Here is a 26,450-nt window from a genome sequence, read left to right as displayed (position 1 = left end):
TTGTAAATCAGTTGCCCATCCTGCGGGACGGGCAACTGTTGCCCCCAGGAAAGTGCCATGCAACGTCCATTCGTCATCCTTGCTCACGTCGCACACCCAGCCATTCTCGAGGGCTTTATGCCAGCCGCGCAGCAGCGCGGGCTGCCAATTGTGCTGATCACCGATCATGCTCAGGAACATCGTCGCCTGCTTGCCGGCTCGTCTCTTTCGCCGGACCGGCTGCAGGTGATCGAATGTGATGTATTCAACCCGCTGGCGGTCATCGAAACCCTCAATGGCCAGGGTTTGCGCCCGGTTGCCGTATTTTCCAACAGCGATCACCTGCAAACCGCGACAGCAGTCGTGGCGGAGGCGTTCGAGTGCCCCGGCAAGAACTGGCGGTTGTGCCATGCCGCCAAGAACAAGGCCGCCATGCGTGAGCGCATGCAGCGTCTGGGTCTGCCCGGGCCGTGGTTCCAGGTGCTTGCCTCGGGCTGCGCGTTGCCTGCTGATGCGCCATGGCCAGTGGTGGCCAAGCCCCGTGAAGGGGTGGCCAGCCTGGACGTGCGCTTGTGTCACAACGCCGCTGAACTGAGTGCTTACTGTGAACGGTTCTGGGAGCAGCAACCGGACCGTGCACTGCTGCTGGAGGCTTACCTGGAAGGGCCACTGTTCACCCTTGAGACCCTCGGTGACGGTCGTAGCCTGCAAGCCATTGGCGGCTTTGACGTAAGCCTTTCTGCGCCGCCCCATTTTGTCGAACTCGCTGCCCGCTGGAATGGCCCGCTAAGCAGCGCACAGCGTACCGCGGCGCTGGCGCAAGTGGCGGCATTCGGGGTCAATTTTGGCGTTTGTCACAGCGAATTCATCCTCACCGCACAAGGCCCGGTGCTGGTCGAGATCAACTATCGCAGTATCGGTGACGGCCGCGAGTTTTTGCTGGACCGGCTGCTGCCACAGGGCTGGTTTGACCGAATCGTTGCCCTGCATCTGGGGCAGGCGCTGGTCGACGCACAACCGGCTCGGGCCCAGGCAACCGTGCACTATCTGGTGGCCGAGCGTTCGGGGCGGCTGGATCAGGCCAGTGCCAGTTTCAATGTCGAATCCGCAGACCACTGGTGCGATTACCGGGCGCTGCAACATCCCGGCGACACGGTGACCATCAGCCACTCCAACAAGGACTACGTCGGCGTATTGCGCCTGATTGCCCCGGATGACGTGAGCCTGGATGCGCAATTGCATTCGACCCTCAACGACCTGAAATGGGTGGTGGCATGAACCTGCAACCAGAAGCTGCCGATCAGGCCTACATCACCCGCCGCATCATCGATTGCTGCCTGCGTGAAGATATCCGCGGAGTTGTCAGTCAGGGCCGGATCTGTCCGCTGCCCGAGGCGTTGCATCAGCTGCTTGCGCATCAATCCAGCGGCATCTGGCTGCGGATCACCGATCTGGCGGCTGACGAGTTGTGGCTGCCAGTGGTCAAGGCGTATCCGTTGCAGGATTGGAGTGTTACCGGCGATGCCTGGATCCGGGTATCGCGACAGCACCCGCCTGAGGTCCAGCGTGGCTACTCGCTCTGGCTTGGCCACCTGAGCCAGGGTCTGGACGCTGAAAGCCTGGGGTTGTTCGAGGCGTATCTGAAAGAGGCCGATTGCGCCACGCAACACCGGACCCTGTGCAAGCAGGCCGGTCAACGCAATGCCGTCGCGCTCGGCGATGTGATCGGGCTCCAGCACTGGTCGCAGCGCCTGTTGAAGATTGATCAGCTGGCCAGCTATCTGGACCACCCGTACTACCCGACTGCACGGGCCAAAAGCGGCTTCGATGACGCAGCCCTTGAACGCTATGCGCCGGAGTTTGCACCGCGTTTCAAACTCAACTGGCTGGCGATCCCCAAGCAGGCCATGACCCTCACCAGTGTGCAGCCGCCGCACTGGCCGGGTTTCGAGGAAGTAGGCTTGCCAGGCACTTTGCACAACAGCCACTCACTGCTGCCGGTGCATCCGTTGACCTGGGCTGTGCTTGAACAGTATGGCTTGCCTGAGGGCGCACTCAAGGCGCCACGCACGGCCATGCAGGTTGAGCCGACGCTGTCCGTGCGTACGGTGGTGTGCATTGATCAGCCCCATTGGCATATCAAATTACCGTTGCTGGTCACTACCCTGGGCGCGCGCAATCTGCGTCTGATCAAGCCGAGCACCCTGTACGACGGCCACTGGTTTGAAACCACCTTGCAGGCGCTCGCCAGGCGAGATCCGGAGTTGGGATCACGCTATTTGCACGTAGATGAACAACACGGCGGTCATGTCGCCCAAAGCCGTCATCTGGCCTATATCGTGCGCCGCTATCCGGCGGGGCTGGAGCACACCACACTGGTGCCGGTGGCTGCACTGGCCAGCCCTCTTGCGGGTGGGCGCCTGTTCCTCGAACAGCTGGTCGAGGGTTTTTATGCCGGCTCCCTGCAACACTGGCTCGACGACTACCTTGACCTGTTACTGCAGGTTCATCTACGGCTGTGGCTGCGATACGGCATCGCGCTTGAGGCCAACCAGCAGAACGCCGTGCTGATATTCGAACACGGCCGGCCAATGCGCCTGTTGATGAAGGACAACGACGCCGCGCGCCTTTGGCCGCAACGTTTCGCTGCAGCTTGTGCGGATCTGGCCGGGCTGCCAGCCGCCTTGCAGGATGAGCGCATTCGTGTCAACAGCAGTCAGCCTTTGGCCGAGATGTTCTGCACCATCACCCTGCAACTGAATATCGTCGCTATTTTGCAGGCCATTGCGGCAGCGGGGCTGGCGCCTCAAGCCAGCCTGTACGACACACTGCGCCGGCGCTTGAGCGGTTGTCTGCAGCAACTCGAAGCCGAAGGCATCAACTGTGACGACGCACGCCGCTGGTTGCTCGACAGCCCAAGGTTGCCGGTCAAGTACCTGCTCAGCGCCGGCAGCCTGTTCAGCAAGGCGCATTCCGGTGCAAGTGATATCAACAAGTTCTATGGCTACAGCGCGGCGAATTTCCTGCTGGAGGAGGTGCCATGCAGCGCCGTTTAATCGCCAGCGTCTTGTTGGGGCATTACCTGTCGGCCTTTACGGCGCTGGGGATTCCGCTGTATCTACCGCGCATCCTGGGCGACCTCGCGCCCGGCACGCCGGGATGGGCCATCGGCGTGCTGTTTGTCCTGCCAACCCTGTGCACCGCCCTGGCCGCGCCAGTATGGGGGCGCTGGGCCGATCGCAACGGTTGTCGTCTGTCGTTGCTGCGCGCCCATGCCGGGTTGTTCGCGGGTTTTCTGCTGGCAGGCTTGAGCCCCAATCTGACCGTGTTCGTGCTGGCATTGGTTATCCAGGGCACCTTCGGCGGAGCAATGGCGGCCTCCAACGCCTACCTGTCGACCCAGCTCAAGGGCTCCGGGCTGTCCCGCGCCCTGAACTGGACTCAGTATTCGGCACGGCTGGCAATGATCAGCGGCCCGATCCTGCTGGGGCTGCTGACCTCCCGGGGCTTGGGCATCAACCTTTACAGCTGGCTGGCGTGGTTGCCGCTGCTGGCTTTTGTTCTGGTGTTGGCACTGCCCAACGACAAGCCCGGGCATGCCCTGGACAGCAAACAAAAACCGCCGCCAGGCCAACTGCCAGCCGACATGGCGCGCCTGCTGGCGGTGCAGTTTCTGTTCAGCTTCGCCATGGTGGTCACCTTTCCCTACTTCATGCCATACGGTGAACAATTGGGGATAGGTAACGACACCTTGATCGGTGTGTTCTACAGCCTGCCGCATTTGGTTTATCTGCTGGCCTTGCCCTGGGTCCACAAGCATCAGGGCAACGTCCTGTTGCCGGGGCTGGCGCTGCTGGCGATCAGCAATGCGCTGCAATTCTGGAGCGTGCAGGCAGAGCCGTTGTTCGCCCTGCGTCTGCTCAGTGGCGCGGGCATGCTGCTCAGCTTTGTCGGGCTGCACCGCTGCCTTAGTCAGCGCAGCCGGCAAGGCAGTGCAGGGCGCCTGTTCGGCTGGTTTGACTCCAGCGGCAAATGGGCCGGTACCGCTGCCGGTGTTACGGCTGCTCTGGTCACTCAGACCTGCGGCATTGCATCCCCCTTTCTGGTTGCCTGCCTGGCTGCCATGGCCGCCATGGTCATGGCGCGCCCTCTAATGATCACTTCCCGGGAGATTCCGGCATGACGTTCGTTCCCAATACCTTGTCCCTGAATGACCATGCCCTTGATGGTGAAGCCCAGCGCCATGCCATCGAGTGCCTGCTCAATTGCTATTTGCGCGAATATGCATTGCCGCGCAACGAAGCCGATCTGAACTACCAGGCACAGGATGTGCCGATGAGCCTGCGTCAGGCCGGCGCTCGTTGCATCAGCATCCGCCTGCCGGCCGGCCGTTTGGTGGTGCGCATCGACAGCGCCAGCCTGCTGGGCCGCTGTCATTACATCGGCGCGCCTTATTTCAAGGGCAACCAGCAGGGCTGGCGGCCACTGGAGGCCCAGGAACTGGCCAGCCTTCTGTGTACGCCACTGAGCGGTGCCGGGCGTGTCGGCGAGATGCTGCAACAGTTCGCCAACAGCCTGCAGATCACCCGGGCCTTCCTGCGTCATTCTCGTCCGGCCAACGAAGCTGCCGACAGCCTGCTGGCATCCGAGCAGCATCAGCTCTGGGGGCATGCCCTGCACCCGACACCGAAAAGCCGCGAGGGTATTTCCCAGAACGATTTGCTGGCCTGCTCGCCTGAGGTCGGGGCGTGTTTTCAGTTGCACTGGTTCAAGATCGACCCGGCGCTGTTTCGCCATCAGGGTGAGGACCCGCGCAGTACCCTGCAGCAACTGTCGGGGCGCGACGACGCCTATCCGTGTCACCCCTGGGAAGTCGCCCGCATACTGGCCGATCCGCTGGTGCAGCGGGCGCAACAGCAGGGTCTGATCGAATACCTTGGCCCTCTGGGTCAGGCCATGTTCCCGACCTCGTCGGTGCGTACGCTCTACCACCCGCAACTGGCTTATTTCATGAAGTTCTCGATGCATGTGCGGCTGACCAATTGCGTACGCAAGAATGCCTGGTATGAGCTGGACAGTGCCGTGGCCCTGACTCATCTGCTCCGGCCGGTCATGAGCGAGCTGGCAATCCGGCAACCGGACTTTTTGCTGATGCCCGAGCCCGCAGCCTCCAGCCTTGATCTCGGTGCTTTGGGTACGCTGGAGCAGGCCCGCGAAGTCACCGAATGCTTCGGTATCGTTTACCGGGAAAACCTGTCCATGGCCGATCGCGGGGCGTATCAGCCGCAGGTGGCAATGGCGCTGTTTACCTGGGACTTGCAAGGTCGCAGTGTCTGTCGTCACCAGGTTCGACGTTATGCCGACATCACCGGCCTGGGCATTGAGCAGGCCACGCTCAACTGGCTGGATGCCTATGCCGCGAAAATGCTCGGCGGCGTGCTGCACTGCCTGTTCCGTCAGGGGGTGGCGCTGGAGCCGCATTTACAAAACACGGTTGTCGGCTTTGCTCAGGACGGCTTGCCGAACCGGGTGTGGATCCGCGATCTGGAGGGCACCAAGCTGGTTCCTGAAATCTGGCCGGCAGAACGCTTGAGCGCGCTCGACGAGCGTACCCGCAACTCGGTGTACTACAGCGCGCAAAAGGCCTGGCAGCGGGTGGCTTACTGTGCGCTGGTGAATAATCTGGGCGAGGCGATTTTTCATCTGGCCAATGGTAGCGATGCTCTGGAACAACAGTTGTGGACGCGCACCGGCGAGCTGTTGCACGAACAGTGCGCGCTTCTCGGTCATCCGCAGCAGCTGCGCGAGTTGTGCGCCGGTGCGCCATTCCCCGGCAAGGAAAACTTTATGACCCGTCTGATGATGCGCGCCGATCGCGAAGCGGGTTACACCCAGCTGCCCAGCCCGTTGGCGTTTATTGCAAAGAGTAAGTGCGCATGACTCTTCCTGTCGCTGTTACCCGCTGTATCGATCAGCTCAAGGCTGAACACGAGGGGCCATTGTGTGCCTATGTCTACGACTTGCCTGCCCTTGAACAGCATATAAAGGCAATGCGCGCCGTGCTGCCCGTTAACTGCGAATTGTTCTATGCCGCCAAGGCCAACCCGGAGGCGCGGGTGTTGAAAACCCTTGCACCGTGGGTAGACGGTTTCGAAGCGGCCTCGGGCGGGGAGCTGACCTGGCTACATGAGCAGTGCCCCGACGAGCCACTGATCTTTGGCGGCCCGGGCAAGCTTGATCGTGAACTGGATATCGCCATGCAGTACAGCATCTCGGCGTTTCATGTAGAGAGCGTGACCGAGCTTCGCAGTCTGGCGCGCATCGCTCGCCAGCGTGGCGTGAGGGCTGCGCTGATGTTGCGCTTGAACCTCAAGCTGACGCAGGCACCGCAGAGCAGGCTGGTCATGGGCGGCAAGCCCACGCCGTTCGGGCTGGACGAGCAGGGGCTGGCAAGTGCACTGCAATTGTTGCGCGAAGAGCCGTCTCTGGAGCTCAAGGGGCTGCACTTTCATATGCTGTCACACCAGCTGGATGTCGATGCGCACCTTGAGTTGATACGCAGCTACTTCCTGACTTTCCGCCAGTTGTGTGTCGACCACGACCTGCAACTGCCCGTGCTGAATGTCGGAGGCGGCATGGGCATCAACTACCAGAACCCGGCGCAGTCGTTCGACTGGCCAAGGTTTTGTCAGGGGCTCAAGGGGCTGGTTGATGAGTTCGGCATGGGCGCGACCCGAATCCGCTTCGAAATTGGTCGCTTTATCAGCGCAGCCTGCGGCTATTACGTCATGCAGGTGCTGGATATCAAAAGCAGCCACGGCGAGTTTTTTGCCATTGGTCGAGGCGGCACTCATCATTTCCGCACGCCTGCAGCGCAAGACCATAACCATCCGTTCACGGTTATGCGGGGCACAAATCCCCCGCAGATAAGCGGTCAGGACGTCACCCTGGTAGGCCAGTTGTGCACGCCCAAGGATGTGCTGGCCAGGCAGCAACCTGTTGCGCAACTGGCGATTGGTGACCTGCTGGTGTTTAGCCTGGCGGGTGCCTATGCCTGGAATATCTCGCACCAGAACTTCCTGATGCACGAACCGCCTCTGAAGGTGTTTATCGACGGGTGATGCCATGGAGTTGCCAGCCAGGGTGCCGGCAACTCCATCCTTGGCAATCAGCCATCCACGCTGATTCCTGGTATGCATCGAACTCTATAAAGAGCTCGGTTATCAGGAAACCCACAGGGCCACGCAATACGGCTTTGCCCGGGTTTTCATGCGCAAGCTGCTTCAAGCCCAAGCCGGATACTGAACAGCCCATAATGATGCAGGCTGTTCAGTTGAAGTCATCACCCAGGTCGGCCAGGGCTTTACTCCCCCAGTAAAGCCCTGTTGAGAAAGTCATATCCCAATTTGATCGATGGCACGCTGATGCAAATGAAGATGATGCCGAACTGCCAGTGAACAATCTTGCCCTGGGCCTCCAGCGCAGTAATTGACGAGCGCAGTTCGAGGCCTTGTTCCTTGACGGATGACCTGAGCTCTACACCTTGCTCCCTTATCAGAACGCGCAGTTCAGCGCCCAATTCTGAAATGGAGGCTTTCAGGTGCCGTTCGGTTTGCCCCAGGTCTGATTTGGAGGCGAGATCTTTCACTTCATTCTCCCAGGCTTCGACAACGGCTTTAGTTTTACCTGAAGGCATACTGATGGATGTCAGCGCGTCGTAAAGGGTAATGGATGATTTCATATTGTCTCCTGCGATTGGCAAGTGACGTCGGGCCGCCATCTGACGCCTGACTCCTGTCACTGTGAGGGCGATTCACTCCTTGCCTGAGATTCTACTTTTATCCCGAATCAATACAGTCAGACCTTTCTTAGCGTTGCGTCAGTCGCGGTGGTATTTCTGGTGACCGATTATGATTACGAGTAGAGCAGCATCGTGCTGGCGCAAAAAAGCCTGCAGTCAGCAGGCTCTTTGCATGAGTCAGGTTGCAGCACGCAGCATCAGCGTGGCGTCGGTTGCACCACCGGCTGTGGCGTCATCTGCGGAGCGTTGTGAGCAGGCAGCATTTCCCAGGCATCACGGGGCTCGTCCAGATCTCGGTTGAGGGTTTCCGGGGTCTTGAAGGTGGTGTACAGGGTGATCAGCGTCAGCAGCGACAGGTAGCAGGCAATCGGCAACCAGGCGCCGATACCGGCGCTGGCATCGCCATCGTGACTGGCCACGACCAGAGCGATCAGCCCGGCGCCAATCAAGGGCGCAATACCGCCAGCAATCACCGCCGAGGCTTCCCGGGCAATGGATACGCCCATATAGCGGTGGCGCGAGCCGAACAGTTCAGGCATCAGCGCCGCCTGGGTGCCGAACATGCCCCAGGTGCCGATGCCCAGCGCGATAGAGATAGCAATAATGCTCGCGATCACATTGCCCTGGCTCAGTATCCACCATACCGGGAACGCCAGTGCCAGTTGCAGCAGCGCAAAGGCCCGGTACACCACTACACGGCCAAAACGGTCGCTGAGTTTACCGGCAATCGGCACGGTCAGAGCACCCAGGCTGGCGGCGCAGATCAAGGTGAGCACGCCCACCGGCCCTTGCAGGCCGACCACACCAACGATGTAACTCACCGCCAGGGCCTGATAAATCGAAGACCCGCCGTTTTCTCCCAGGCGTAGGCCAATGCCCAGCAGCAGCGTCGGTTTTGAGTGTTTCATCGCACTTTTTAGCGGATTGTCGCAGACGCGCTTGAGGGCCTTGAGGCGGATAAAGGTCGGCGACTCCTTGAGCGACAGGCGCATGTAAAGGCCCAGGGCGACGATCACCACGCTGCTGAAGAACGGTATGCGCCACAACCCGCTTTCGAGCACGTTGTCACTGCTGCTGATAACCATGAAGTACACCAGCGCGGCAAGGATGGTGCCCAGTTGAATGCCAAGGAAGGGCAGGGCAGCGTAAAAACCGCGTCGGCCCGGGGGTGCATACTCGGTCATCATCACTGCCGCGCCGGCCTGTTCGGCACCTGCACCGAGGCCCTGGAGCAAACGCAGCACCACCAGCAGCACCGGGGCCAGGTAGCCGACTTGATCAAACGTGGGCAGGGCACCGATCAGGGTGCTGGAAATACCCATCAGCAACACCGTGGAGGTGAGCACGAACTTGCGTCCCACGCGGTCACCGATCATGCCGAACAGCACACCACCCAATGGCCTTATCGCGAAGCCCAGGAAGTAGGTGCCGAAGCTGGCAATCAGGCTCATGGTGCGGGTTTGTTCAGGAAAGAACAGCGGCCCGAAAATCAGCGCCGCTGCCAGGGTGTAGAGGGCAAAGTCGTAGTATTCCAGCGCACTGCCCAGGGAGCAGGCCCAGGCAGCGCGGTGCAGGTCTTTTTTGTGTTCCGGGCTTTCGGGGACCAATTCAATATCAGATGAAGCATGATCGTGAGTCATGTTGGTACCTTCTGGTAGGCGCCTTTACGGCATCTTGTTATCGATAGGCAGCAGGATTTCTTACAATTTCAACCTCTGGATTTCATCGAGCATGGCCTGCTCCATGATGTCGATGGGGGCCTCCATGCCGGTGTACAACTCGATTTGCCGGCAGGCCTGCTGCACCAGCATGCGTGTGCCGGACACGGTGCGGCAGCCCAGCGCGGCGGCTTGCAGAAGCAAGGCGGTACGCACGGGCATAAAGGCTACATCCATGACGATCAGATGGCTGGCCAGCAGCCCGTCCAGCGGGTTGCTGTCGGGCTGCTTGAAGCCCACGCTGGTGGCATTGATCACGATGTCGAAATCCCGGGCTGCGAAGGCCTCGACACTGCCGCCCCAGTGCGCGCCCAGGTCTGTGCTCAGGGCCTTGCCCCGTTCGCTGCTGCGGTTAAACACCGTGACCTGGGCTGCTGCTTGCAGGCAGCCAAAGACCACGGCCCGCGCTGCGCCTCCGGCGCCAATTACGGCAATGCGCTGGTTGTTGAGTTCGCAGACTTCCTGCAGGGCGCGTACTGCACCGAGGTAGTCGGTGTTGTAGCCGGTGAGAACGCCGTCGATGTTATTGATGGTGTTGACCGCGCCAATGACCAGCGCGGCTTCATCGATCGCGTCCAGATGCTCCATCACGACGGTTTTGTAGGGCATGGACACGTTCATGCCGCGCACACCCAATGCGCGGATGGCCGCGACGCCCGCCACCGGGTCCTCGATGCCGAAGCAGACGAAGGTGTAGTCCAGGCCCAGGGCCGCGTAGGCCGCATTGTGGATTTTCGCAGAGAGAGAAAAGGGCGAGCCCATGATCGAACCGCACAGGGTTGGCAGGGACTGGGGCATGCGTGCCTCCTAGTATTGGATTTATGAGTGGGGCAATAAGCCCACTTTCAACCCCTGCAGCGCAGTGTGCCAATCGTATATGGTGATGCCGTGATCACGGATGCTGATCACCAGCTGAGACTTGATGATTGGCGATGACTGCAGCACATTGTGCTTCTCCCGGTGTTATGGTGCTGAATCCTTCCTGCCAACGGATTTGTTGTGATGACTACACCGCGTGCTGCTGTCGGCCCGATCAAGGCCGTGATTTTCGATATGGACGGGTTATTGCTGGATACTGAGGGTATTTACACCGAAGTCACGCAGATCATCGCCGAACGCTACGGTCGCACCTATGACTGGAGCATCAAGCAGCACATCATCGGCCGTGGCGCCCTGGACCTGGCAGAATTTCTGGTCAAGGCGCTGGAATTACCGATCACCGCGCAGGAATTTCTGGTTGTCCGCGAGCCGTTGCTAAAAGAACGCTTCCCCAAAGCCACGGGCATGCCGGGTGCCGAGGCGCTGGTGCGCCATCTCAAGGCCCACAAGGTGCCAATTGCCGTGGGCACCAGTTCATCGCAACATTCCTTTGCCCACAAAACCACCTTGCATGGTGAGTGGTTTGAGCTGTTCGACACCATTGTCACCGCTGACGACCCTGAAGTGGGGGCAGCCAAGCCTGCACCGGATATCTTCCTGACGGCGGCACGGCGCCTGGGTGTTGCGCCCGAGCACTGCCTGGTATTCGAAGATTCGCCTTTCGGGGTAACGGCTGCCAAAGCCGCCAACATGACTGCGATTGCCGTACCTGATGTAGCCATGGCCGACAGCAAGTACACGCATGCCGACCTGATCATCCGCCAGCTGGCCGACTTTGATCTGGCGGCTTATGGTTTGCCGCCGATGCGATAAGTGCTAGCCAGATCCCTTACACGCGATTATTGCACCGGCAGTTTTTCCAGTGCCGCACGCAATTCGTCGGCGCTGGAAAACTCTTGCTGTGACATTAGTTTGCCACTATCCAGTTGCAGCCACAGTACCTTGTCTTCGGCACCGGGGTACTGGGCGGCAACAGCCCCGTCGCGGTCAAGCACAACACGGTAGCTGTAGTCACGCATGGCCGGGATGGCGATAAATTTGCCGATCAGCGAGGGCATGCGCTGCACATCGGCGAGAAACACCACATTGCGTGCTTCCAGGTAGCCCTTGGCCTGGTTTTCCAGCGCAGCCTTGACCAGCTTGGAGCCGTCCATGTTGCGCGCCACCAGTAGCACGCGGGTTTTTTCGTCCAGCGTGTAGGCCTGGTCATGCTGGTCGTTCAGGGTCCATGGCGTCAGGCGCTCACCGATATTCGCGGCCTGGGCCAGCATGGAAAACGCGCTCAACAACAGCACAAGTGCAATTCTCACCGTTTGATACCCCTTCAGTTAATGGTTCTGGCCTGACAGGTTTCAGGTATGGCCGGTATGGTATCCCACAGCACAAGGTAAAAGGTCTGAGACGCATTTAGCTACAAATTGCTCTATGGTTAAGCGCTACCGGCCCAAGGAAACGCCAAGATGACGCGTCTGACAGCGAAAGACTTTGCCCCTGAATTACTTGAGCTTTATGACTACTACGCCCACGGCAAGATCAACCGTCGCGAGTTTCTTGACCGTGCTGCTGTATTCGCCCTGGGCACCACTGCGTTATCGGTGCTGACGGCGTTGAGCCCAGACTACGCACTCGCCGAGCAGGTCTCCTTTACCGACCCGGATATCATTGCCGAGTACATCATGTACCCATCGCCCAGGGGCAACGGCCAGGTGCGCGGTTATCTGGTGCGGCCAGCCAAGGCAGCGGGCAAGCTGCCAGCCGTGGTGGTGGTGCATGAGAACCGTGGGCTGAATCCTTACATCGAAGATGTTGCCAGGCGCCTGGGCAAGGCGGGATATATCGCTCTGGCACCCGATGGCCTGACGTCAGTGGGCGGATATCCCGGCAATGATGAGCAAGGCCTGGCGTTGCAGCAAAAAGTCGACCCTGCCAGGCTGATGAATGACTTCTTCGCGGCGGTGGAGTGGTTGATGCAGCATGATGCCAGTACCGGCAAAGTTGGGATTACCGGGTTCTGCTATGGCGGCGGGGTGGCCAATGCGGCGGCAGTGGCCTACCCGGAGCTGGGAGCTGCAGTGTCGTTTTACGGGCGCCAGCCCGGTGCAGACGAGGTCGCCCGTATCCAGGCACCGTTGATGCTGCACTACGCCGGGCTGGATACACGGATCAATGACGGCTGGCCAGCTTTTGAGCAGGCGTTGAACAGCAACGGTAAAGTCCATGAAGCGCATATCTACCCGGGAGTGAATCACGGCTTTCATAACGACTCGACGCCTCGCTACGATGAAGCCGCGGCTACTCTGGCCTGGAACAGGACCCTGGGCTGGTTCGGCAAGTATCTGGCGTAGCGGGCTTAGCCGTTCTTCTTGCGCAGGCTCTTGAGCCGAGCGCTGGCGCGCTGCACGGCGGCCATTTTTTCCGGGCGCTTCATGCCCCGCCACTTGCGGATATCTTCCCGGGTTCGACCGCAGCTCACGCAGAGCTCACCACTTAACTGGCAAACTGCAATGCACGGGTTTTCAATGTCTTTTGCCACAGTTCAACTGCGTCCGGTCTGTTTTTGCGCCAGGCGCTTGGGCCAGTTGCCGCCACAACTGCGCTGGCACTCTTCTTCTGAATCGAAGAATACATGGGCCGAGCCGTTACGCACCTTTACACCGGCATCCGCCAGCGCCTGGGCCGTCAGCTCACCCATATAGCGCGCCTCGCCATCGGCCAGGGCGAAGTCTTTGCTGGCTTGCGTATCGAACACCCAGACCACCTTCAGGCTGGCCGGGAAGGCCTCGTAGTCAACAACATGGGTCAACCAGGCAAACCCCGGGATCTGTGATTTGGCCGTTTCGCAGGCCTCGGTCAGGGAGGTGATCAGGCGACGTTCGATCTGTGCCTGGGTGCGTTTGCTTAAAGACATGGGTGAATCCTGTTGATAGGCGGGGCAAAGGCACGATTATACCTGAGCGCGGGGCTTGGCTACTGCTGCTTCGCCCAGAGTGCCACCTGAGGTAGAATGTCGCGGTAAGTCGGCTGGCCGCCCTGGAGCGTCATGCCCACGCAGGTTCCCCGGAAGGAGCCGCGAGCAGGCCGGACATCAAGGGAGTCACATCCGCTGTACCCAAAATGTTACCCAAGTAGCTGAAGCCAAGACCAACAAGAGATCAGCGCCCAAGGTACATGAAGTGAGGTCTGTAACGTGCACAGGCCTTATATGTCTGCCCGTTCGGGGCTTGAAGCTGGCTCGATTGCAGGTGACCGTCTGTAGTGGGTCAGGCAAATTCAGGCACCGAGTGCCGGGCAGATGGCGTTTTATCTTAGGTACTACAACATGTTAAAAAAAATGAACAAGGGGCTACTGGGCCTGGCGCTGACCATGGGGATTACCTCCGTGCATGCGGCAGAACCTAAACACGTGGATGTACTGCTGATCGGCGGCGGCATCATGAGCGCTACTCTGGGTGTATGGCTCAACGAGCTGGAACCCGGCATGTCCATGGAGATGATTGAACGTCTCGATGGCGTTGCCCTGGAAAGCTCCAACGGCTGGAACAACGCAGGTACCGGTCACTCCGCCCTGGCTGAGCTGAACTACACGCCGGAAGACAAGAACGGCAACGTTGAAATCCCGAAGGCCATTGAAATCAATGAAGCTTTCCAGGTATCGCGTCAGTTCTGGTCGTGGCAGGTCAAGAACGGCGTACTGAAAGATCCGCGCTCGTTTATCAACTCCACGCCGCACATGAGTTTTGTGTGGGGCGATGACAACATCAAGTTCTTGAAAAAGCGCTATGAAGCCCTGCAGGCCAGCCCTCTGTTCGCGGGCATGCAGTACTCCGAAGATCCAGTGCAGATCAAGAAGTGGGTTCCGTTGATGATGGAAGGGCGCGATCCCAACCAGAAAATCGCGGCCACCTGGTCTCCGATCGGTACTGACGTGAATTTCGGCGAAATCACACGCCAGTTCGCGGCTTACCTGCAAACCAAGCCTAACTTCTCGCTGAAACTGTCGAGCGAAGTTGAAGACATCAAGCGCAATGAAGATGGTTCGTGGCGCGTGGTGTACAAAAACCTGAAAGATGGCAGCAAAACCGAAACTGACGCCAAGTTCGTCTTTATCGGCGCTGGCGGCGGTGCCCTGCACCTGCTGCAGAAGTCCGGCATTCCTGAAGCCAAGGAATACGCAGGCTTCCCGGTTGGCGGCTCGTTCCTGGTAACCGATAACCCGACTGTTGCCGAGCAGCATCTGGCCAAGGCCTACGGCAAGGCTTCGGTTGGTGCGCCACCGATGTCGGTTCCGCACCTGGACACCCGCGTGCTGGATGGCAAGCGCGTTATCCTGTTTGGCCCGTTCGCGACTTTCTCGACCAAGTTCCTGAAAGAAGGTTCGTACTTCGACCTGCTGACCAGCACCACCCCGCACAACATCTGGCCAATGACCAAAGTGGGTATCGAACAGTACCCACTGGTTGAATACCTGGCCGGCCAGCTGATGCTGTCGGACGAAGACCGCTTCAATGCGTTGAAAGAGTACTTCCCGAACGCCAAGTCCGAAGACTGGCGCCTGTGGCAGGCCGGTCAGCGCGTGCAGATCATCAAGCGTGACGAAGAGAAGGGCGGCGTGCTGAAACTCGGTACCGAGATTGTCAGCGCCAAAGATGGCAGCATCGCCGGTCTGCTGGGCGCATCCCCGGGTGCCTCCACGGCTGCACCGATCATGCTCACCGTGCTTGAAACCGTGTTCAAGGACAAGGTTGCAACACCGGAGTGGCAAGCGAAGCTGCACCAGATCGTGCCGAGCTATGGCACCAAGCTGAACGGCGATCCTGATCGCGTTGCCCAAGAGTGGGCCTACACGGCTGAAGTCCTGCAATTGACTCCACCACCGGCGATCCCGGCGGCAACTCACACTGCAACGCCTGCTACGGAGCCGGCAAAGCCTGCTCCAAGCAACCCAGCGGCTGACATGGCGCTGTAAAAAAACGGCCCCACCCGACGCTGCTCGGGTGGGGCTGCTTTATCTCGCGTTACCGCCTCGCTCAACCCCTTCGCAATACCTCACTGCGTCCCGAACAGGGCCGTCCAGTAAATCCCTGCATCACTTTTTGGGTCTACCGCGTAGGCTGCGCCCAGCTCGCGAAACCCCGGATTCATCACGTTGGCGCAATGACCAGGGCTGGCCAGCCAGCCGTCGACCAGCTTGCGAGTGGTGTCCTGCCCGGCGGCGATATTTTCACCGATCTGCTGCGCGATATAGCCCGCCAGTTCAGCGCGATCCCCCGGGGTGCTGCCATCGCGGCCCTTGTGATCGAAGTAGTTATTGTTGGCCATGTCCCGTGAATGACTCTCGGCAGCGCTAGCCAGGGTGGTGTTCCAGGTCAGGGGCGCGGCAGGGCCGAAGGCCTGGGTGCCGCATTGGCGGGGTTGGTTACGGGCGCTGTTGAGCATCTCGAGGACCTTCTGGCCTTCGGCCTGCCAGTCTCCCAGGCGTGCCGCCAGCAGCGGACGGGCCAGAACGATGCGCCAGTCACGCTGGTCGTGGCTGACGCCGATATCGACAAATTGCGGGTCCAGCACCACGCGGCAAAAGCTTTCCTGGACGGCTTTCATGGCGGCCTGGGCGTCACGGGGGCCGGACAGGTTGATCGCCTGTACGTTGACCATCGGGTATGCCGCCTGTGCCAGGGCTTGCTGCAAATCGCCAAAACTGCTGGCCGGCAGCACCAGGCGGGTGTCGGCCGACAGTGGCGGCAACTCTTGCGAGGCCTGCCCTGCGCACAATTGAATCTGGCTGCGGTAAGCATTGATCGAGTCGATCAGTTGCGATTCTTCGCTGGCCACGGCGCCAGCGCTGAACACCAGACTCAGTGTCAAGGCCCCGAGACGGGGCAGGGTGAAGTGAGCGCGCATACGGGTTCCCTCTTAACGGAGTGCAACCATGATGCGTTATTTGGCCCCTTTAGTCTTTTGCCAGGGCCACAAAGGCTTTGGCCCGGGCAGTCAGTTGATCGATCTGGCGATCACGTTTCTTCTCGGCGTCGAGCATGGCCTTTTTGCCGTTGCGTTGCAGCAGGTAGGTATGGATCTGGCGCACTTCGGTGGACTGGTAGATCGCGGCGACGTCGAGCACGGCCATCAGGCCGTCGCTGCTATGGTCACGGGTGTTCATCAGCACTTGCGGGCCGCGGGTACCGATGACTTGCAGCCCCATTGCCTCGAATTCCGCAACCTTGGTCACACTGCAAGTCAGCTCGGTGTGAGGGTAGCGGCGCACGACTTCCTCGAGCATCGAACGGGTCACCCCCAGATGGCGGTGGCTGGCCAGCTCGGCCATATAGGCAATGCCGCAGGCCTGGGGGTCGTCCTTGAAAGGCAGGTACAAGGCGAAGCCCGTTACTTTTTCCGGGTCCTGGGCATCGGTGGCGACAATCAGCTCGACCGCAATGCCTTTGGTGCCGTCGAGTGCCTGCAGGTACAGATGCACTTCAAAGCCGATGGCGTACTGATAAATGCTGTACAGCAGATTGCTCGGGGCGATTTCCATCGCACTGATATCGCTCAGGTGATCGACCACGAGCTGCAGGATCTGGCTGTTGATCGGTTCGCTGACCGGGGAATCGTAATGGCTGAGGGTGGTCATGGGGATGGTTTCTATAGTGTGCCGCAGCACAATTCGTAGCAGCTGCCGAAGGCTGCGTCCGATTGCGAAGCGATCGTAAATGCGCAGTGCAAGGTTTATCTGGATAATCGCGGTGGCTGATTTTACGGCGGCTTCGCCGCCGGACGCAGCCTTCGGCAGCTGCTACAAAATCAAAATCAGCTTCGCCGAGCTCAGCGCTGGCTCAACCAGAAGTCATGCAGCGCCCGGGCCGCAGGGGCAATGGCGGCAACGCTTTGCTGGTGGGCGGCAACGTCGAGGTCGTCGGGCAGTTCGAAGTTGTCCTGCTCGGCGCAGTCGGCGATGGCCTGGAGCAAGCGTGCTTGCGGCGCCGGAAGTGCTGGCCAGTTGCTGATGGCCACCGCACGGGTGTAACCAAAACACCATTCTTCCGCCAGGGTTACATCCTGGCCCAGATGTTCGGTCTGCTCGAAACGCGGAATAAATGCGCTGCTGTCCTCAGCCAGTTGCCGGGCCAGGGTATTGATATGGCGAACGCTCAGTTCGATGAACTGTTTGGCTTCCTCAGGGTTTTCCCAGGCCGGGTTCTGACCGCCCCAGATTGCCGGGAACCAGTCGGCGATATCGACCTGAGTCGGGCTTGAAACCAGTGCGGTGAAATAACCGTCGAGCTCCGAAGGGTTGAGCACGGAGTGATCGTCGCCGTATTTGAGCAGCGTGTTTTCGATCACGTCAAAGTCGCTGGCGTTCAGGGGTTGCGATTGCATGTTCGGGCTCCTTGGTGTGGCGGCAAAACGGGGGGTCTGCGGCAGACTCAGTCCACCGAAACAATAGACTCGAGTTCAAAGTATTTAAAGCCAGCCTTGGCCAGGGCTTTTTTCGCCTCTTGCTCGGCGTTGAATCGGCTCAAATCCTTGGAGTCATGGACAAACAGGCTTTCATCGCCGTCAAACACCTTGGTCACCCGCATGGTGACGCGCAGGACAGGCCCGCTGCGCTTTTTCGGCACAGGTGATGGCGCTTTGGCAGGTGCCGCAGCTTTTTTCGGAGCAGGGATGGTTTTGGCAGGAGCCGGTTCAACTTCAGGTTGAACCGGGGCAGCAGGCAGATCAAGGCCGAGCGCTCTGCGCATGTCGTCCTCGGTGAATCCGGCACTCATTGGTATGACTCAGTTAATTTAAAAGACGCGCTTATAGGGCAGAGATTCGGGTTATGGCAAGCGAATTTGTTCATATGCCGCAAAATATGACCTTTTCCGGGGTTAAAGCCCTTGTTCAGAGCCGATTCAGGGGTCGCTAAACAAGCCGTGACCATCCAGCAGTTTCCAGGCAATTTCAGGTCGTTTCTCCAGCGCCCGGCGGATGGCGGCCGGGATTGCCTGTCGGGTTTTTCGGCACAGGCCCGGTTGCTCGGCGAGGTGTATCGCAATGCCTCGCATGGTACGCACTTCTGTGACGCCGGGGTCGATCAGTACTTCAATGCCCAGTTGCTCGTGCATGCGGCGCTGCATATGTTCAAGATCGTCGAAGCTTTTCAGGTTTTCCAGCCGCTCGATCAGCACTTTCTCGGCCTGACGCGTGAGGTTGAGGATGCGCAGGTCGGTGCCAGGTGTCGCCAACAGTTGCTCCCGCTCGCAGATGCAGGCGCCGGGTGGGCAGGGTGAGCGCAGCGACGCAGAAGAAGTCATCAGGCTCAGCATAGCTGCCCCGGGATTTAGTCGTCCAGACGCAGGGCCATGATCACGGTGCGCTCGTCCCCATGGAACTCGTCGCGTACTTTCGCAAAGCCCAGTTGCGCGTAGAAGGACTCGGCCGTAAGCGAGGAGGGTACCCGCAGCTCTTGAATCTGCGCAACAATGGCCGCCTCCTTGATGCGTGCCATCAATTGCTGGCCTATGCCTCGGCCCTGATGGCCCGGATTGACGAACACACTGCGCACCACCGCGTGATCCAGGCTGGCAGTTCCCACTACAAGGTGTTCGTGTACGGCCACGTACATCTGGCGCTGCTGCATCAACTTCAGAATCTCGGCCGGGCAGAAGTTCTGCCCGATCCGGGTGATCACCTCGGGGGAATAGTCCCGGGCATTGGATTCGCGCAAGGCGGCAATCACCACCTTGCTGATGGCCTGGGCATCGCCCGGTGTGGCGCGGCGAATCAGGTACTGCATACACACTCCTTTAGGTCATGCGTCAGCGCTGTTGGCCAGAATGGCGGCATACAGCAGGCGGTCAATGTTGGCGCCGCTCAGGATCAGTGCAACCCGGCGCCCTTTTTGCCTTGAGTGCTCGCTGATCAGGCCGGCCAGCGCGGCAGCGCCTGCGCCTTCAGCGGTGTTATGGGTGGTTTCATGGTAGACCCGAATCGCATGGGCGATCTGCTGGTCGGACACCCGAATCACCCGCGCCGCGCCCTTGGCAATAATTTCCAGCGCCTCGGGCAGCGGTTGGCGACAAGCCAGTCCGTCAGCAAACGTGTGGGCCGACTCGGTGCAGACCACACGGCCCTGCTCGACACTTTGCGCATAAGCATCGGCGTGCGCAGACACCACACCGACAATCTCGGTCTTCAGGCCCAGCAAGTCGCGGGCCTGGATCAGCCCGCAAATGCCCGAGCCCATGCCGATGGGGACATACACTGTGTCCAGTTCTTCCACTGCTTCTAGCAACTCCAGCGCATAAGTGGCCACGCCGCGAATCAGGTCGGGATGGAAGGCGGGGACCAGGTGCAATTTATAAGTGTGTGCCAGCACCGCCGCATGGGTGCGGGCCTCGTCAAAATCCTTGCCGCATTCAATCACGGTAGCGCCGAGGGCACGCATGGCGGCATTCTTTTCCACCGAGTTGCCTTCCGGCACCACGATCCGGATTGGAAGGCCTACGCTGCGCGCTGCCAGTGCGAGGCTCTGGCCGTGATTGCCGCGTGTGGCTGTGACCAGGCCTTTGGTGCCCGGTTCGCGGTCCAGCAAACCCTGCACATACAACAGGCCGCCGCGCACTTTGAAGGCACCGGTGGGCGTGTGGTTTTCATGCTTGACCCATACCGTGCAACCCATGCGTTCGGTCAGCAAAGGCCAGGCCAGTTGCGGTGTGGGCGCCAGGGTCTGGTGCACGGTATGGGCTGCAAGGCGAAGGGCATTCAAATCAAACATGGCACACCGTCATCGAGGGATTTGACTCGATTCTAGGCACGACGCATTGTATGGGCCGACCCTTATATTGCATGGCCAACAATAAATGTGGATGCCAACCCTCAATGACACAGACCAGCCGCGCTATCTTGCACTGGTCGATGCAATCACCCGGGCCATCGCCTGCGGCGAACTGCAACCCGGTGCACGTTTGCCACCCCAGCGGCGTCTGGCCTGGGCGCTGGGCTGGAACCCCAGTACCACGATGCAGGCTTATCGCGAGGCGGCCAGGCGGCATCTGGTTTCGGGTGAGGTAGGGCGTGGTACCTATGTGCTGGCCAGCAGCCAGGAAGCGAAGCTGTTCAGGCTGCAACTCGCCGATGAGCAGACACCCCGTATCGACCTGCGAACCAACCTGCCCGCCATTGACCATCTTGGCGAAGAGGATGGGTTGGCCTTGTCCTGGTTGCTCGACAGTAACCAGGCGATCCGCTTGCAGGGTTATTTGAGCGCTGCGGATCTGTTGCAGGCACGGGCACAGGGCGCGGCCTGGCTCAAGGGCCGCGGGCTGGACTTGAGCGTGGACAACATCATGCTCTGCACCGGCGCCCAGCAAGGGCTGTTTACGGTGCTGCTGTCGTTATGCCAGGCAGGCGATGCGGTACTGGTTGAAGCCTTTACTGCGCCGGGAATCAAGGCTGCCTGCGCACAGTTGCGTTTGCCCATGCATGGCGTCGCGATGGATCGGGAAGGGATCCTGGCGCAGGACTTCGACCGGATGATCCGCGCCACGGGTGCGCGGGTTGCCATACTGACCCCGACCCTGCAAAACCCGACTTCGGCGGTGATGAGCGTTGAGCGCAGGCTGGCGATTGCCGATATTGCCCGACGCCATGGTGTGCAGGTGATTGAAGACGATGTCTATGGTGCGCTGACCGACAGCCCGCCGTTGTACCGCTTTTTGCCCGAGCTCGCAGTGCTGGTCACCAGTTTGTCCAAGACCGTTGCGGCGGGAGTGCGCCTGGGCTGGATTGTGGCTAACCCACAGCTGCTGGCGCGTATTGATCCCTATGCGCAGTCGGCGCACTGGGGGGTATCGCCGCTGTGCCAGGCCATCGCCTGCCAATGGATCAGTGATGGCACAGCACAAGCGCGGCTGGAGTGGCAAACCCTGGAAGTGAGCCGGCGCTGGCGCCTGGCAAAAAAGTTTTTGGGGGCTGCGATGTATCAGACAGACACGCCATCACCGCATATCTGGGTGACTGTGGAAGACGGCGCCGAGGCGTGTCGCGCCGTTGGCGTTGAGGTGGTGCCGACGGATGTATTTGCGGTGAAGTCCAGCGCTGGCCATGCGGTGCGCATCAGCCTGACGGCGGCTGCCAGTGTCCAGGCTTTAAAAGTGGCGCTGGAAAGGATTGCGGGTTTGCAGCCCTCTGCAGGAGGGAGAGGGCACAGGCCGCAACCAGCAAACAAACTTTAGCGTCCCCCAATCAAGTCCCTTTTCCCTGCCGCAGCGCGTTAGGGTGAGGGGCTTTTCATCTGGCTAACCAAGGAACCCCTATGCGCAGAGAAATCGGCTACTGGCACCGCGAAGGTCGCGAGTTGTTCTACTACCTGGAATTCAAACCTGAAACCGCCGAGTTCTACCTGACCTGCGAACACACGCCTGCCGAAGGCGAGGGCAGTGTGCGCTCGGTATTGCTCAGTGAGGCTCGCGGCGAGCGCTACTACGAAGATGCGCTGTTGATCATCAAAGAGGAACTGTTCAAGCAATACACCCTCTGAAGGTTGCTGGCAAAACCTGCCACGCGCTGGTCACGCCGAGCATGGGCTTGTGCAAAGCACGGTTTTCCCTGCGGTTCACAGGCTGAAGTCCAGGGACTTCAAAGGCTGGGCTGAAGAAATCGATCAGGTGACCCGTTCGCCGGAATCCCTGGCCTTATCTTGGCACTTCGCTGAGCTGCAGGACCCAGGTAATCGCCTGCGCCTTGTCATCCCATACATATCTCAAATGCTGGCCCTGAACCGGTAGTGAAAGTGCTGGAGGGCGAAACGCAGCCACGCATTCGTGGCCGGTCAGGCGCACGCTGTTGTACAGCAGGCCCCAGGCGCCATCTGCCCGCAATGGCTGGGCGAAGGCCTGGGGCAGGCCATATCGGGCAGGTGAAGGATCGTGCAGTCGGGCAACGCCACGTATATCGATCATCGGCTTTACCACGCGATTGATATAGGTGCGCAGGGTGATTTCAATACTGGCTTCCCGGGTGGCCCGCCAGAATTGTTCCTGATGAAAGCAGGTCTCAGCAATGGCGGCCTCGAGGCTGTTGGCACAGTAGTACACACCATAAGTGCCATCGGTAAAACGACTGGCCCGGCCAATATGGGTAAAGGCGGCCATTATCGGCGTCGAGCCTTCGCCGCACAGACGGTCTTCTGGCGTTACCCGTTGCAGCACGCCTGCCTGGTCACGCAGGCGGTCATTGGTCAGGCTTTCGAGGGCGAAGGCGATTTCAAGATCTGCTGGATCCAGGGTGTCTTCAAATACCGAGATGGGCGGGAAGGCGCTATTGATGATGCGGTAAGCCTTGGTCCATTCAGGCAGCACTGCATCTGGCATCAGCCGCGTACTCCATCCAGATAACGACGCACGTCTGCCAGATCGACCACCTGACCGGCGAGCATGTAGCCCAGGGCGCTCTGGCCATTAAAGGGCGCTGCTGAGTTGGGTTTGTGTACCCATTCGTAGGCCCGCTCAGGCTTGTTGCTGAACAGGATGCGCAGAGCTTTGTGTACGCCCATCAAGTACGAAATGCGTTCCAGAGTGTCGTGGGGCAAGCGCACGTTCGGCAGTTTTTTGTATTTGAAGTAGGTGGTATTACCTATGGCGCCGAGCAGGGTGCACTGTTGATCCTTGGTGCAACCCCAGTGCTCCATCAGGCTGAAGAAAAAGGTCAGGGCAACACGACCTGCATCGCCGCTGGTGATGTCGGGCTCAGGATTTTGGGCGACTAGATGCATGACTGCCTCCGATACAGGTATAAATCCAGCCTACTCCGGATATGAATAAATTCAAGACGACCGTTCGTAACTGAATGTTTGCCCCAGTGGCCCGGCAGTGAGTTTTTGCCCCGTGGGGGATTGCCTGTGCGTTGGTCTGTCAGTCTTTGTCTGTCAGTGAAGTTTTCGTGCCGCTCCACGCTAAGCACACCGCCCGGGCATGATCTACGCTTTACTAATGAAGGCTTTCAAAGCTGGAATTTTCAATGCGTAGCCCATCTGAAAACAGCCTGCACACTGCGTTGAAAGCCTGCCGGGAAAGCTTTCTCTCCGTTGGTTTTTTCAGCTTCTTTATCAATGCGTTAATGCTGGTTCCCACGTTCTATATGTTGCAGGTCTATGGGCGCGTGATCACCAGCGGTAGCCTGACCACCCTCAGCATGTTGACGCTGATCATGACCGGTCTGGTGATCACCCTCGGCTGCCTTGAGTGGACCCGATCACGGATCATGGTCCGGGTCAGCAACCGCCTGGACATGCTGCTCAGCCGCCAGGTCTACAAGGCCAGTTTCAAGCGGGCCCTGGAAAGCGGCGGGATGGACGCCTCGGCCCAACCGCTGAATGACTTGACCGGCTTGCGTCAGTTTCTCTCCGGTAACGGCTTGTTTGCCTTTTTTGATGCCCCCTGGCTACCCATCTATATCGCCGTGATGTTTATGTTTCACCCCTGGTTTGGCTGGGTGGCGACGGGCAGTGCGCTGTTGTTGCTGTTGCTTGCGTTTGTTAATGAAAGATTGACCGGGCCGACGCTGGCCCAGGCCAACAAGGAGCATATTGGCGCTTCGCTCTACACCACGAAAAACCTGCGCAATGCCGAAGTCATCGAATCCATGGGCATGCTTGAAACCTTGATGGACCGTTGGTGGACCCGGCAAAAAAATGTGCTGTTGCTGCAATCCCGGGCCAGCGATAAAGGGGCCATGATCAGCACCCTGTCCAGGTCGTTCCGGATTCTGGTGCAATCGCTGATTCTCGGACTGGGGGCCTATCTGGCCGTTGATCATCAGGTGGGGGCAGGGCTGGTGTTTGCCGGGTCGGTGCTGCTGGGCCGGGCACTGGCACCCATTGATCTGATTATCGGCAGCTGGAAAGGCTTTATTGCGGCGCGCTCGCAGTACGCCCGGCTTAACGCGATCCTGGCCAGCCAACAGGCTCAGCCCGAGCGCATGTCATTACCGGCGCCCAAGGGCGACGTGCAGGTTGAGAACCTGACCGTTGCGGCTCCCGGCTCGAATATTGCCATCATCAAGAACATCAGTTTCAGTGTGCCGGCCGGTTGCGTGGTCGGCATTATCGGCCCCAGTGCGGCGGGCAAGTCTACCCTCGCCAGGGCGCTGCTGGGCATCTGGGCACCGCTGCAAGGTGTGGTGCGCCTGGATGGCGCGGATATCACCGCCTGGGATAAACATGAACTGGGGCCCCATATCGGCTACTTGCCCCAGGACATCGAGCTGTTCGAAGGCAGCGTCAGCGACAACATTGCCCGTTTTACCCGGGTCGATTCCGAGAAAGTCATTCTTGCGGCCACCACGGCCGGTGTTCACGACATGATCCTGTTGTTGCCCGATGGTTACGACACCGTGATTGGTGGTGACGGCGTGGTACTTTCCGGCGGGCAGCGCCAGCGCATAGGGCTGGCTCGCGCCCTATACGGCAGCCCGCGGCTGATCATCCTCGATGAGCCCAATTCCAATCTCGACGAAGTCGGTGACCGAGCCCTGATAGCTGCCCTTCACAGGATCAGGCTGTCAGGTGCCACCCTGTTTGTGATTACCCATCGCACCAATATTGTGTCCCAGCTTGACCGGCTCATGGTGATGAGCAACGGCGGCCTCAGTCTGTTCGGGCCGCGTGAGCTCGTGCTGACGGAGCTCAACGCACAGCAGGCGCCAAAACAGACCATGCAGGCTGAAACCGCCATGGCTGCGGTGGCTAACGGCAAGGACGGTTCCGATGAACCCCATGATCCCAATTCCATCAACTGACAACTTTGCCGAACTGACCACTAGCGATCGAAAAATCCGACGCCTGGGTTTTGTCATTGTGGTGCTGACTTTCGGCGTGTTCGGCACCTGGGCTGCGTTCGCGCCGCTTGATGGCGCGGCCTATGCACCGGGTGTGGTGACCGTGCAGGCGTATCGCAAAACGGTACAGCACCTTGAAGGCGGCATCGTCAAAGAGGTGCTGGTACATGACGGTGATACCGTCAAACAGGATGACCCGCTGATCATTCTCGACGATACGCCGCTGCGCTTCGAATACCAGATGACCCGTGGGCAACTGATTGCCGCCAAAGCCATGGAAGCCCGGCTTGTGGCAGAGCGCGACAATCTGCCCGAGATTGCTTTTGCTCCGCTGGCCACAGCCGACATCCAGCGGGGCGGCGAAGCGCGCCAGGGCGAAATCCGGGTATTCAACGCCCAGCGAGGCTCGCGCCTGGGGCAGATTGCCGTGCTGCAAGAGCGCATTGACCAGTTGAATGAACAGATCAATGGCACCCAGGCGATTATCGGCGCCAAGGGGCATCTGGACAGGTCCTACAGTGGTGAAATTGTCGAATTGACTGACCTGCTGGCCCAGGGCTTTGTCGACAAACAGCGTCTGCTCGAGCAGGAACGCAAGCGCCAACTGCTCAGGTCGGAAGTGGTCGAGCACCGTTCCGCAATCACCACCAGCCGCTTGCAGATCAATGAAACCCGGCTGCAGATCCTGCAGATCGACAAGGACTTCAATGCCGAAGTGGTCAAGCAACTGGCAGAGGTCCAGAGCAAAATTTACGACCTGCAGGAGCGCGCCAGCGCCCTGGAAGACCGCCTGGACCATAGCGTGATTCGTGCCCCTGAAGCGGGCATGGTGATCGGCATGACCGTGCATACGATTGGCGGCGTGGTGCGCCCGGCGACCCCGTTGCTGGACATCGTACCGTCAGTGTCGGGGCTGGTTATTGAGGCCCAGGTGGCGCCGGTGGACATTGATCGTGTTGCCATCGGCAGGCGTGCGGATATTCGTTTTGGCGCGTTCAACAGCGCCACCACACCGGTGATCGAAGGCGAGGTCAGCAGTGTTTCGGCAGACCGGCTGATCAATGAAAAAACCGGGGCCGGTTATTACCTCGCCCGGGTCAAGGTGACCAAAGCCGGTGAGCACACCCTGGGGGAACGCAAGTTGCTGCCGGGCATGCCGGCGGACGTGTTGATCATCACCGGGCAGCGCACTCTGCTGCACTACCTGATGCAACCGGCGCGCAATGCCCTCTCACAATCGATGATTGAGGAGTGAT

General features: G+C 59.7%; 27 protein-coding genes and 1 pseudogene. 13 read left to right on the top strand and 15 right to left on the bottom strand.

The features are described 5' to 3' along the window. The first annotated feature begins 57 nt into the window (after window positions 1-57). The 6 genes and pseudogenes from HBN79_RS18755 to HBN79_RS24010 all read left to right on the top strand — a co-directional run. Window positions 58-1,257, top strand: coding sequence for a siderophore biosynthesis protein PvsA (locus HBN79_RS18755; RefSeq protein ID WP_095000462.1), 1,200 nt, complete (start codon window positions 58-60; stop codon window positions 1,255-1,257). Then, window positions 1,254-3,035, top strand: a complete 1,782-nt coding sequence (locus HBN79_RS18750; RefSeq protein ID WP_169917015.1) for an IucA/IucC family protein — start codon at window positions 1,254-1,256, stop codon at window positions 3,033-3,035. Before HBN79_RS18755 ends, HBN79_RS18750 begins: the two co-directional genes overlap by 4 nt. Beyond that, window positions 3,020-4,162, top strand: coding sequence for an MFS transporter (locus HBN79_RS18745; RefSeq protein ID WP_169917014.1), 1,143 nt, complete (start codon window positions 3,020-3,022; stop codon window positions 4,160-4,162). Before HBN79_RS18750 ends, HBN79_RS18745 begins: the two co-directional genes overlap by 16 nt. Further along, window positions 4,159-5,919 carry an IucA/IucC family protein gene (locus HBN79_RS18740; RefSeq protein ID WP_169917013.1) on the top strand — a complete coding sequence of 587 codons (1,761 nt, stop codon included), beginning with the start codon at window positions 4,159-4,161 and terminating at the stop codon, window positions 5,917-5,919. The genes HBN79_RS18745 and HBN79_RS18740 overlap by 4 nt, the downstream gene beginning before the upstream one ends. Then, window positions 5,916-7,100, top strand: coding sequence for a type III PLP-dependent enzyme (locus HBN79_RS18735; RefSeq protein WP_169917012.1), 1,185 nt, complete (start codon window positions 5,916-5,918; stop codon window positions 7,098-7,100). Before HBN79_RS18740 ends, HBN79_RS18735 begins: the two co-directional genes overlap by 4 nt. Before the next feature lie 76 nt (window positions 7,101-7,176). Further along, window positions 7,177-7,284: pseudogene (locus HBN79_RS24010) on the top strand (GNAT family N-acetyltransferase); the annotation flags it as partial. Between the two features lie 58 nt (window positions 7,285-7,342). Here the strand turns inward: HBN79_RS24010 and HBN79_RS18730 are convergent. From HBN79_RS18730 to aroE, 3 genes are all read right to left on the bottom strand, one after another. Beyond that, a complete protein-coding gene (locus HBN79_RS18730; RefSeq protein ID WP_095000458.1) occupies window positions 7,343-7,720 on the bottom strand; it encodes a DUF1640 domain-containing protein in 378 nt (125 codons plus the stop codon). 257 nt (window positions 7,721-7,977) lie between these two features. Next, window positions 7,978-9,420 carry an MFS transporter gene (locus HBN79_RS18725; RefSeq protein ID WP_095000457.1) on the bottom strand — a complete coding sequence of 481 codons (1,443 nt, stop codon included), beginning with the start codon at window positions 9,418-9,420 and terminating at the stop codon, window positions 7,978-7,980. 60 nt (window positions 9,421-9,480) lie between these two features. Next, window positions 9,481-10,296, bottom strand: a complete 816-nt coding sequence (gene aroE / locus HBN79_RS18720) for a shikimate dehydrogenase (protein ID WP_169917011.1) — start codon at window positions 10,294-10,296, stop codon at window positions 9,481-9,483. Window positions 10,297-10,500: 204 nt separating this feature from the next. On the opposite strand from aroE, the gene HBN79_RS18715 reads away from it, so the two are divergent. Further along, a complete protein-coding gene (locus HBN79_RS18715; protein WP_095000455.1) occupies window positions 10,501-11,190 on the top strand; it encodes an HAD-IA family hydrolase in 690 nt (229 codons plus the stop codon). A 26-nt stretch (window positions 11,191-11,216) separates the two neighbouring features. On the opposite strand, the gene HBN79_RS18710 is transcribed toward HBN79_RS18715, so the two are convergent. After that, a complete protein-coding gene (locus HBN79_RS18710; protein WP_169917010.1) occupies window positions 11,217-11,687 on the bottom strand; it encodes an FAD/FMN-containing dehydrogenase in 471 nt (156 codons plus the stop codon). Between the two features lie 150 nt (window positions 11,688-11,837). Here HBN79_RS18710 and yghX point away from each other — a divergent pair, with 150 nt between their 5' ends. After that, window positions 11,838-12,722 carry a YghX family hydrolase gene (gene yghX / locus HBN79_RS18705; protein WP_095039077.1) on the top strand — a complete coding sequence of 295 codons (885 nt, stop codon included), beginning with the start codon at window positions 11,838-11,840 and terminating at the stop codon, window positions 12,720-12,722. A gap of 5 nt (window positions 12,723-12,727) precedes the next feature. On the opposite strand, the gene HBN79_RS18700 is transcribed toward yghX, so the two are convergent. Together HBN79_RS18700 and HBN79_RS18695 are read right to left on the bottom strand one after the other, a co-directional pair. Next, window positions 12,728-12,910: a DUF1289 domain-containing protein gene (locus HBN79_RS18700; protein WP_095018063.1), complete on the bottom strand. Its 183-nt coding sequence runs from the start codon at window positions 12,908-12,910 to the stop codon at window positions 12,728-12,730. Between the two features lie 3 nt (window positions 12,911-12,913). Next, a complete protein-coding gene (locus HBN79_RS18695) occupies window positions 12,914-13,285 on the bottom strand; it encodes a hypothetical protein (RefSeq protein ID WP_095000451.1) in 372 nt (123 codons plus the stop codon). A 411-nt stretch (window positions 13,286-13,696) separates the two neighbouring features. Between HBN79_RS18695 and mqo the strand changes: the two genes are divergently transcribed. Continuing rightward, window positions 13,697-15,343: a malate dehydrogenase (quinone) gene (gene mqo, locus HBN79_RS18690; protein ID WP_095018062.1), complete on the top strand. Its 1,647-nt coding sequence runs from the start codon at window positions 13,697-13,699 to the stop codon at window positions 15,341-15,343. Between the two features lie 80 nt (window positions 15,344-15,423). Here mqo and HBN79_RS18685 read toward each other — a convergent pair whose 3' ends face one another. From HBN79_RS18685 to HBN79_RS18655, 7 genes are all read right to left on the bottom strand, one after another. After that, the gene (locus HBN79_RS18685; protein WP_095000449.1) at window positions 15,424-16,275 is read right to left on the bottom strand and encodes a CAP domain-containing protein; all 852 of its coding nucleotides are present in this window, start codon (window positions 16,273-16,275) and stop codon (window positions 15,424-15,426) included. 49 nt (window positions 16,276-16,324) lie between these two features. Beyond that, a complete protein-coding gene (locus HBN79_RS18680; protein WP_095023557.1) occupies window positions 16,325-17,005 on the bottom strand; it encodes a GNAT family N-acetyltransferase in 681 nt (226 codons plus the stop codon). Between the two features lie 191 nt (window positions 17,006-17,196). Beyond that, window positions 17,197-17,751 carry a UPF0149 family protein gene (locus tag HBN79_RS18675; RefSeq protein ID WP_095023558.1) on the bottom strand — a complete coding sequence of 185 codons (555 nt, stop codon included), beginning with the start codon at window positions 17,749-17,751 and terminating at the stop codon, window positions 17,197-17,199. A gap of 47 nt (window positions 17,752-17,798) precedes the next feature. Further along, complete coding sequence (locus HBN79_RS18670; protein ID WP_095000446.1) at window positions 17,799-18,143, bottom strand: hypothetical protein; 345 nt, start codon at window positions 18,141-18,143, stop codon at window positions 17,799-17,801. 126 nt (window positions 18,144-18,269) lie between these two features. Next, a complete protein-coding gene (locus HBN79_RS18665) occupies window positions 18,270-18,671 on the bottom strand; it encodes a hypothetical protein (protein ID WP_095000642.1) in 402 nt (133 codons plus the stop codon). Window positions 18,672-18,697: 26 nt separating this feature from the next. Next, complete coding sequence (locus HBN79_RS18660) at window positions 18,698-19,153, bottom strand: GNAT family N-acetyltransferase (RefSeq protein ID WP_169917009.1); 456 nt, start codon at window positions 19,151-19,153, stop codon at window positions 18,698-18,700. A 15-nt stretch (window positions 19,154-19,168) separates the two neighbouring features. Further along, window positions 19,169-20,134: a threonine dehydratase gene (locus tag HBN79_RS18655; protein ID WP_169917008.1), complete on the bottom strand. Its 966-nt coding sequence runs from the start codon at window positions 20,132-20,134 to the stop codon at window positions 19,169-19,171. Between the two features lie 85 nt (window positions 20,135-20,219). Here HBN79_RS18655 and HBN79_RS18650 point away from each other — a divergent pair, with 85 nt between their 5' ends. Together HBN79_RS18650 and HBN79_RS18645 are read left to right on the top strand one after the other, a co-directional pair. After that, the gene (locus HBN79_RS18650) at window positions 20,220-21,593 is read left to right on the top strand and encodes a PLP-dependent aminotransferase family protein (protein ID WP_169917007.1); all 1,374 of its coding nucleotides are present in this window, start codon (window positions 20,220-20,222) and stop codon (window positions 21,591-21,593) included. Window positions 21,594-21,673: 80 nt separating this feature from the next. Beyond that, a complete protein-coding gene (locus tag HBN79_RS18645; RefSeq protein ID WP_095000442.1) occupies window positions 21,674-21,898 on the top strand; it encodes a hypothetical protein in 225 nt (74 codons plus the stop codon). Between the two features lie 154 nt (window positions 21,899-22,052). On the opposite strand, the gene HBN79_RS18640 is transcribed toward HBN79_RS18645, so the two are convergent. Then, window positions 22,053-22,730: an RES family NAD+ phosphorylase gene (locus tag HBN79_RS18640; RefSeq protein WP_153379313.1), complete on the bottom strand. Its 678-nt coding sequence runs from the start codon at window positions 22,728-22,730 to the stop codon at window positions 22,053-22,055. Continuing rightward, window positions 22,730-23,131: an MbcA/ParS/Xre antitoxin family protein gene (locus tag HBN79_RS18635; RefSeq protein ID WP_169917006.1), complete on the bottom strand. Its 402-nt coding sequence runs from the start codon at window positions 23,129-23,131 to the stop codon at window positions 22,730-22,732. Before HBN79_RS18635 ends, HBN79_RS18640 begins: the two co-directional genes overlap by 1 nt. A 245-nt stretch (window positions 23,132-23,376) precedes the next feature. Between HBN79_RS18635 and HBN79_RS18630 the strand changes: the two genes are divergently transcribed. Both HBN79_RS18630 and HBN79_RS18625 read left to right on the top strand, forming a co-directional pair. Further along, complete coding sequence (locus HBN79_RS18630; protein WP_169917005.1) at window positions 23,377-25,155, top strand: type I secretion system permease/ATPase; 1,779 nt, start codon at window positions 23,377-23,379, stop codon at window positions 25,153-25,155. Beyond that, window positions 25,124-26,449 carry an HlyD family type I secretion periplasmic adaptor subunit gene (locus HBN79_RS18625; RefSeq protein WP_169917004.1) on the top strand — a complete coding sequence of 442 codons (1,326 nt, stop codon included), beginning with the start codon at window positions 25,124-25,126 and terminating at the stop codon, window positions 26,447-26,449. Before HBN79_RS18630 ends, HBN79_RS18625 begins: the two co-directional genes overlap by 32 nt. Window position 26,450 lies beyond the last annotated feature (1 nt).

Origin of the sequence: Pseudomonas sp. WS 5051, from assembly GCF_012985715.1 — a bacterium.
Classification (GTDB): domain Bacteria; phylum Pseudomonadota; class Gammaproteobacteria; order Pseudomonadales; family Pseudomonadaceae; genus Aquipseudomonas; species Aquipseudomonas bubulae.
This window is presented reverse-complemented; position numbering and strand designations above follow the sequence as displayed.

Excerpts from the sequence above, each read along its gene's own strand:
- HBN79_RS18685 (WP_095000449.1), bottom strand. The coding sequence starts at position 16,275 with ATGCGCGCTCACTTCACCCTGCCCCGTCTCGGGGCCTTGACACTGAGT.
- HBN79_RS18675 (WP_095023558.1), bottom strand. The coding sequence starts at position 17,751 with ATGCAATCGCAACCCCTGAACGCCAGCGACTTTGACGTGATCGAAAAC.
- HBN79_RS18740 (WP_169917013.1), top strand. The coding sequence starts at position 4,159 with ATGACGTTCGTTCCCAATACCTTGTCCCTGAATGACCATGCCCTTGAT.
- HBN79_RS18755 (WP_095000462.1), top strand. The coding sequence starts at position 58 with ATGCAACGTCCATTCGTCATCCTTGCTCACGTCGCACACCCAGCCATT.
- HBN79_RS18730 (WP_095000458.1), bottom strand. The coding sequence starts at position 7,720 with ATGAAATCATCCATTACCCTTTACGACGCGCTGACATCCATCAGTATG.
- HBN79_RS18725 (WP_095000457.1), bottom strand. The coding sequence starts at position 9,420 with ATGACTCACGATCATGCTTCATCTGATATTGAATTGGTCCCCGAAAGC.
- yghX (WP_095039077.1), top strand. The coding sequence starts at position 11,838 with ATGACGCGTCTGACAGCGAAAGACTTTGCCCCTGAATTACTTGAGCTT.
- HBN79_RS18635 (WP_169917006.1), bottom strand. The coding sequence starts at position 23,131 with ATGCATCTAGTCGCCCAAAATCCTGAGCCCGACATCACCAGCGGCGAT.
- HBN79_RS18650 (WP_169917007.1), top strand. The coding sequence starts at position 20,220 with ATGTGGATGCCAACCCTCAATGACACAGACCAGCCGCGCTATCTTGCA.
- mqo (WP_095018062.1), top strand. The coding sequence starts at position 13,697 with ATGTTAAAAAAAATGAACAAGGGGCTACTGGGCCTGGCGCTGACCATG.
- HBN79_RS18655 (WP_169917008.1), bottom strand. The coding sequence starts at position 20,134 with ATGTTTGATTTGAATGCCCTTCGCCTTGCAGCCCATACCGTGCACCAG.
- HBN79_RS18735 (WP_169917012.1), top strand. The coding sequence starts at position 5,916 with ATGACTCTTCCTGTCGCTGTTACCCGCTGTATCGATCAGCTCAAGGCT.
- HBN79_RS18670 (WP_095000446.1), bottom strand. The coding sequence starts at position 18,143 with ATGAGTGCCGGATTCACCGAGGACGACATGCGCAGAGCGCTCGGCCTT.
- HBN79_RS18680 (WP_095023557.1), bottom strand. The coding sequence starts at position 17,005 with ATGACCACCCTCAGCCATTACGATTCCCCGGTCAGCGAACCGATCAAC.
- HBN79_RS18715 (WP_095000455.1), top strand. The coding sequence starts at position 10,501 with ATGACTACACCGCGTGCTGCTGTCGGCCCGATCAAGGCCGTGATTTTC.
- HBN79_RS18695 (WP_095000451.1), bottom strand. The coding sequence starts at position 13,285 with ATGTCTTTAAGCAAACGCACCCAGGCACAGATCGAACGTCGCCTGATC.
- HBN79_RS18625 (WP_169917004.1), top strand. The coding sequence starts at position 25,124 with ATGAACCCCATGATCCCAATTCCATCAACTGACAACTTTGCCGAACTG.
- HBN79_RS18640 (WP_153379313.1), bottom strand. The coding sequence starts at position 22,730 with ATGCCAGATGCAGTGCTGCCTGAATGGACCAAGGCTTACCGCATCATC.
- aroE (WP_169917011.1), bottom strand. The coding sequence starts at position 10,296 with ATGCCCCAGTCCCTGCCAACCCTGTGCGGTTCGATCATGGGCTCGCCC.
- HBN79_RS18745 (WP_169917014.1), top strand. The coding sequence starts at position 3,020 with ATGCAGCGCCGTTTAATCGCCAGCGTCTTGTTGGGGCATTACCTGTCG.
- HBN79_RS18630 (WP_169917005.1), top strand. The coding sequence starts at position 23,377 with ATGCGTAGCCCATCTGAAAACAGCCTGCACACTGCGTTGAAAGCCTGC.
- HBN79_RS18750 (WP_169917015.1), top strand. The coding sequence starts at position 1,254 with ATGAACCTGCAACCAGAAGCTGCCGATCAGGCCTACATCACCCGCCGC.
- HBN79_RS18660 (WP_169917009.1), bottom strand. The coding sequence starts at position 19,153 with ATGCAGTACCTGATTCGCCGCGCCACACCGGGCGATGCCCAGGCCATC.
- HBN79_RS18645 (WP_095000442.1), top strand. The coding sequence starts at position 21,674 with ATGCGCAGAGAAATCGGCTACTGGCACCGCGAAGGTCGCGAGTTGTTC.
- HBN79_RS18665 (WP_095000642.1), bottom strand. The coding sequence starts at position 18,671 with ATGACTTCTTCTGCGTCGCTGCGCTCACCCTGCCCACCCGGCGCCTGC.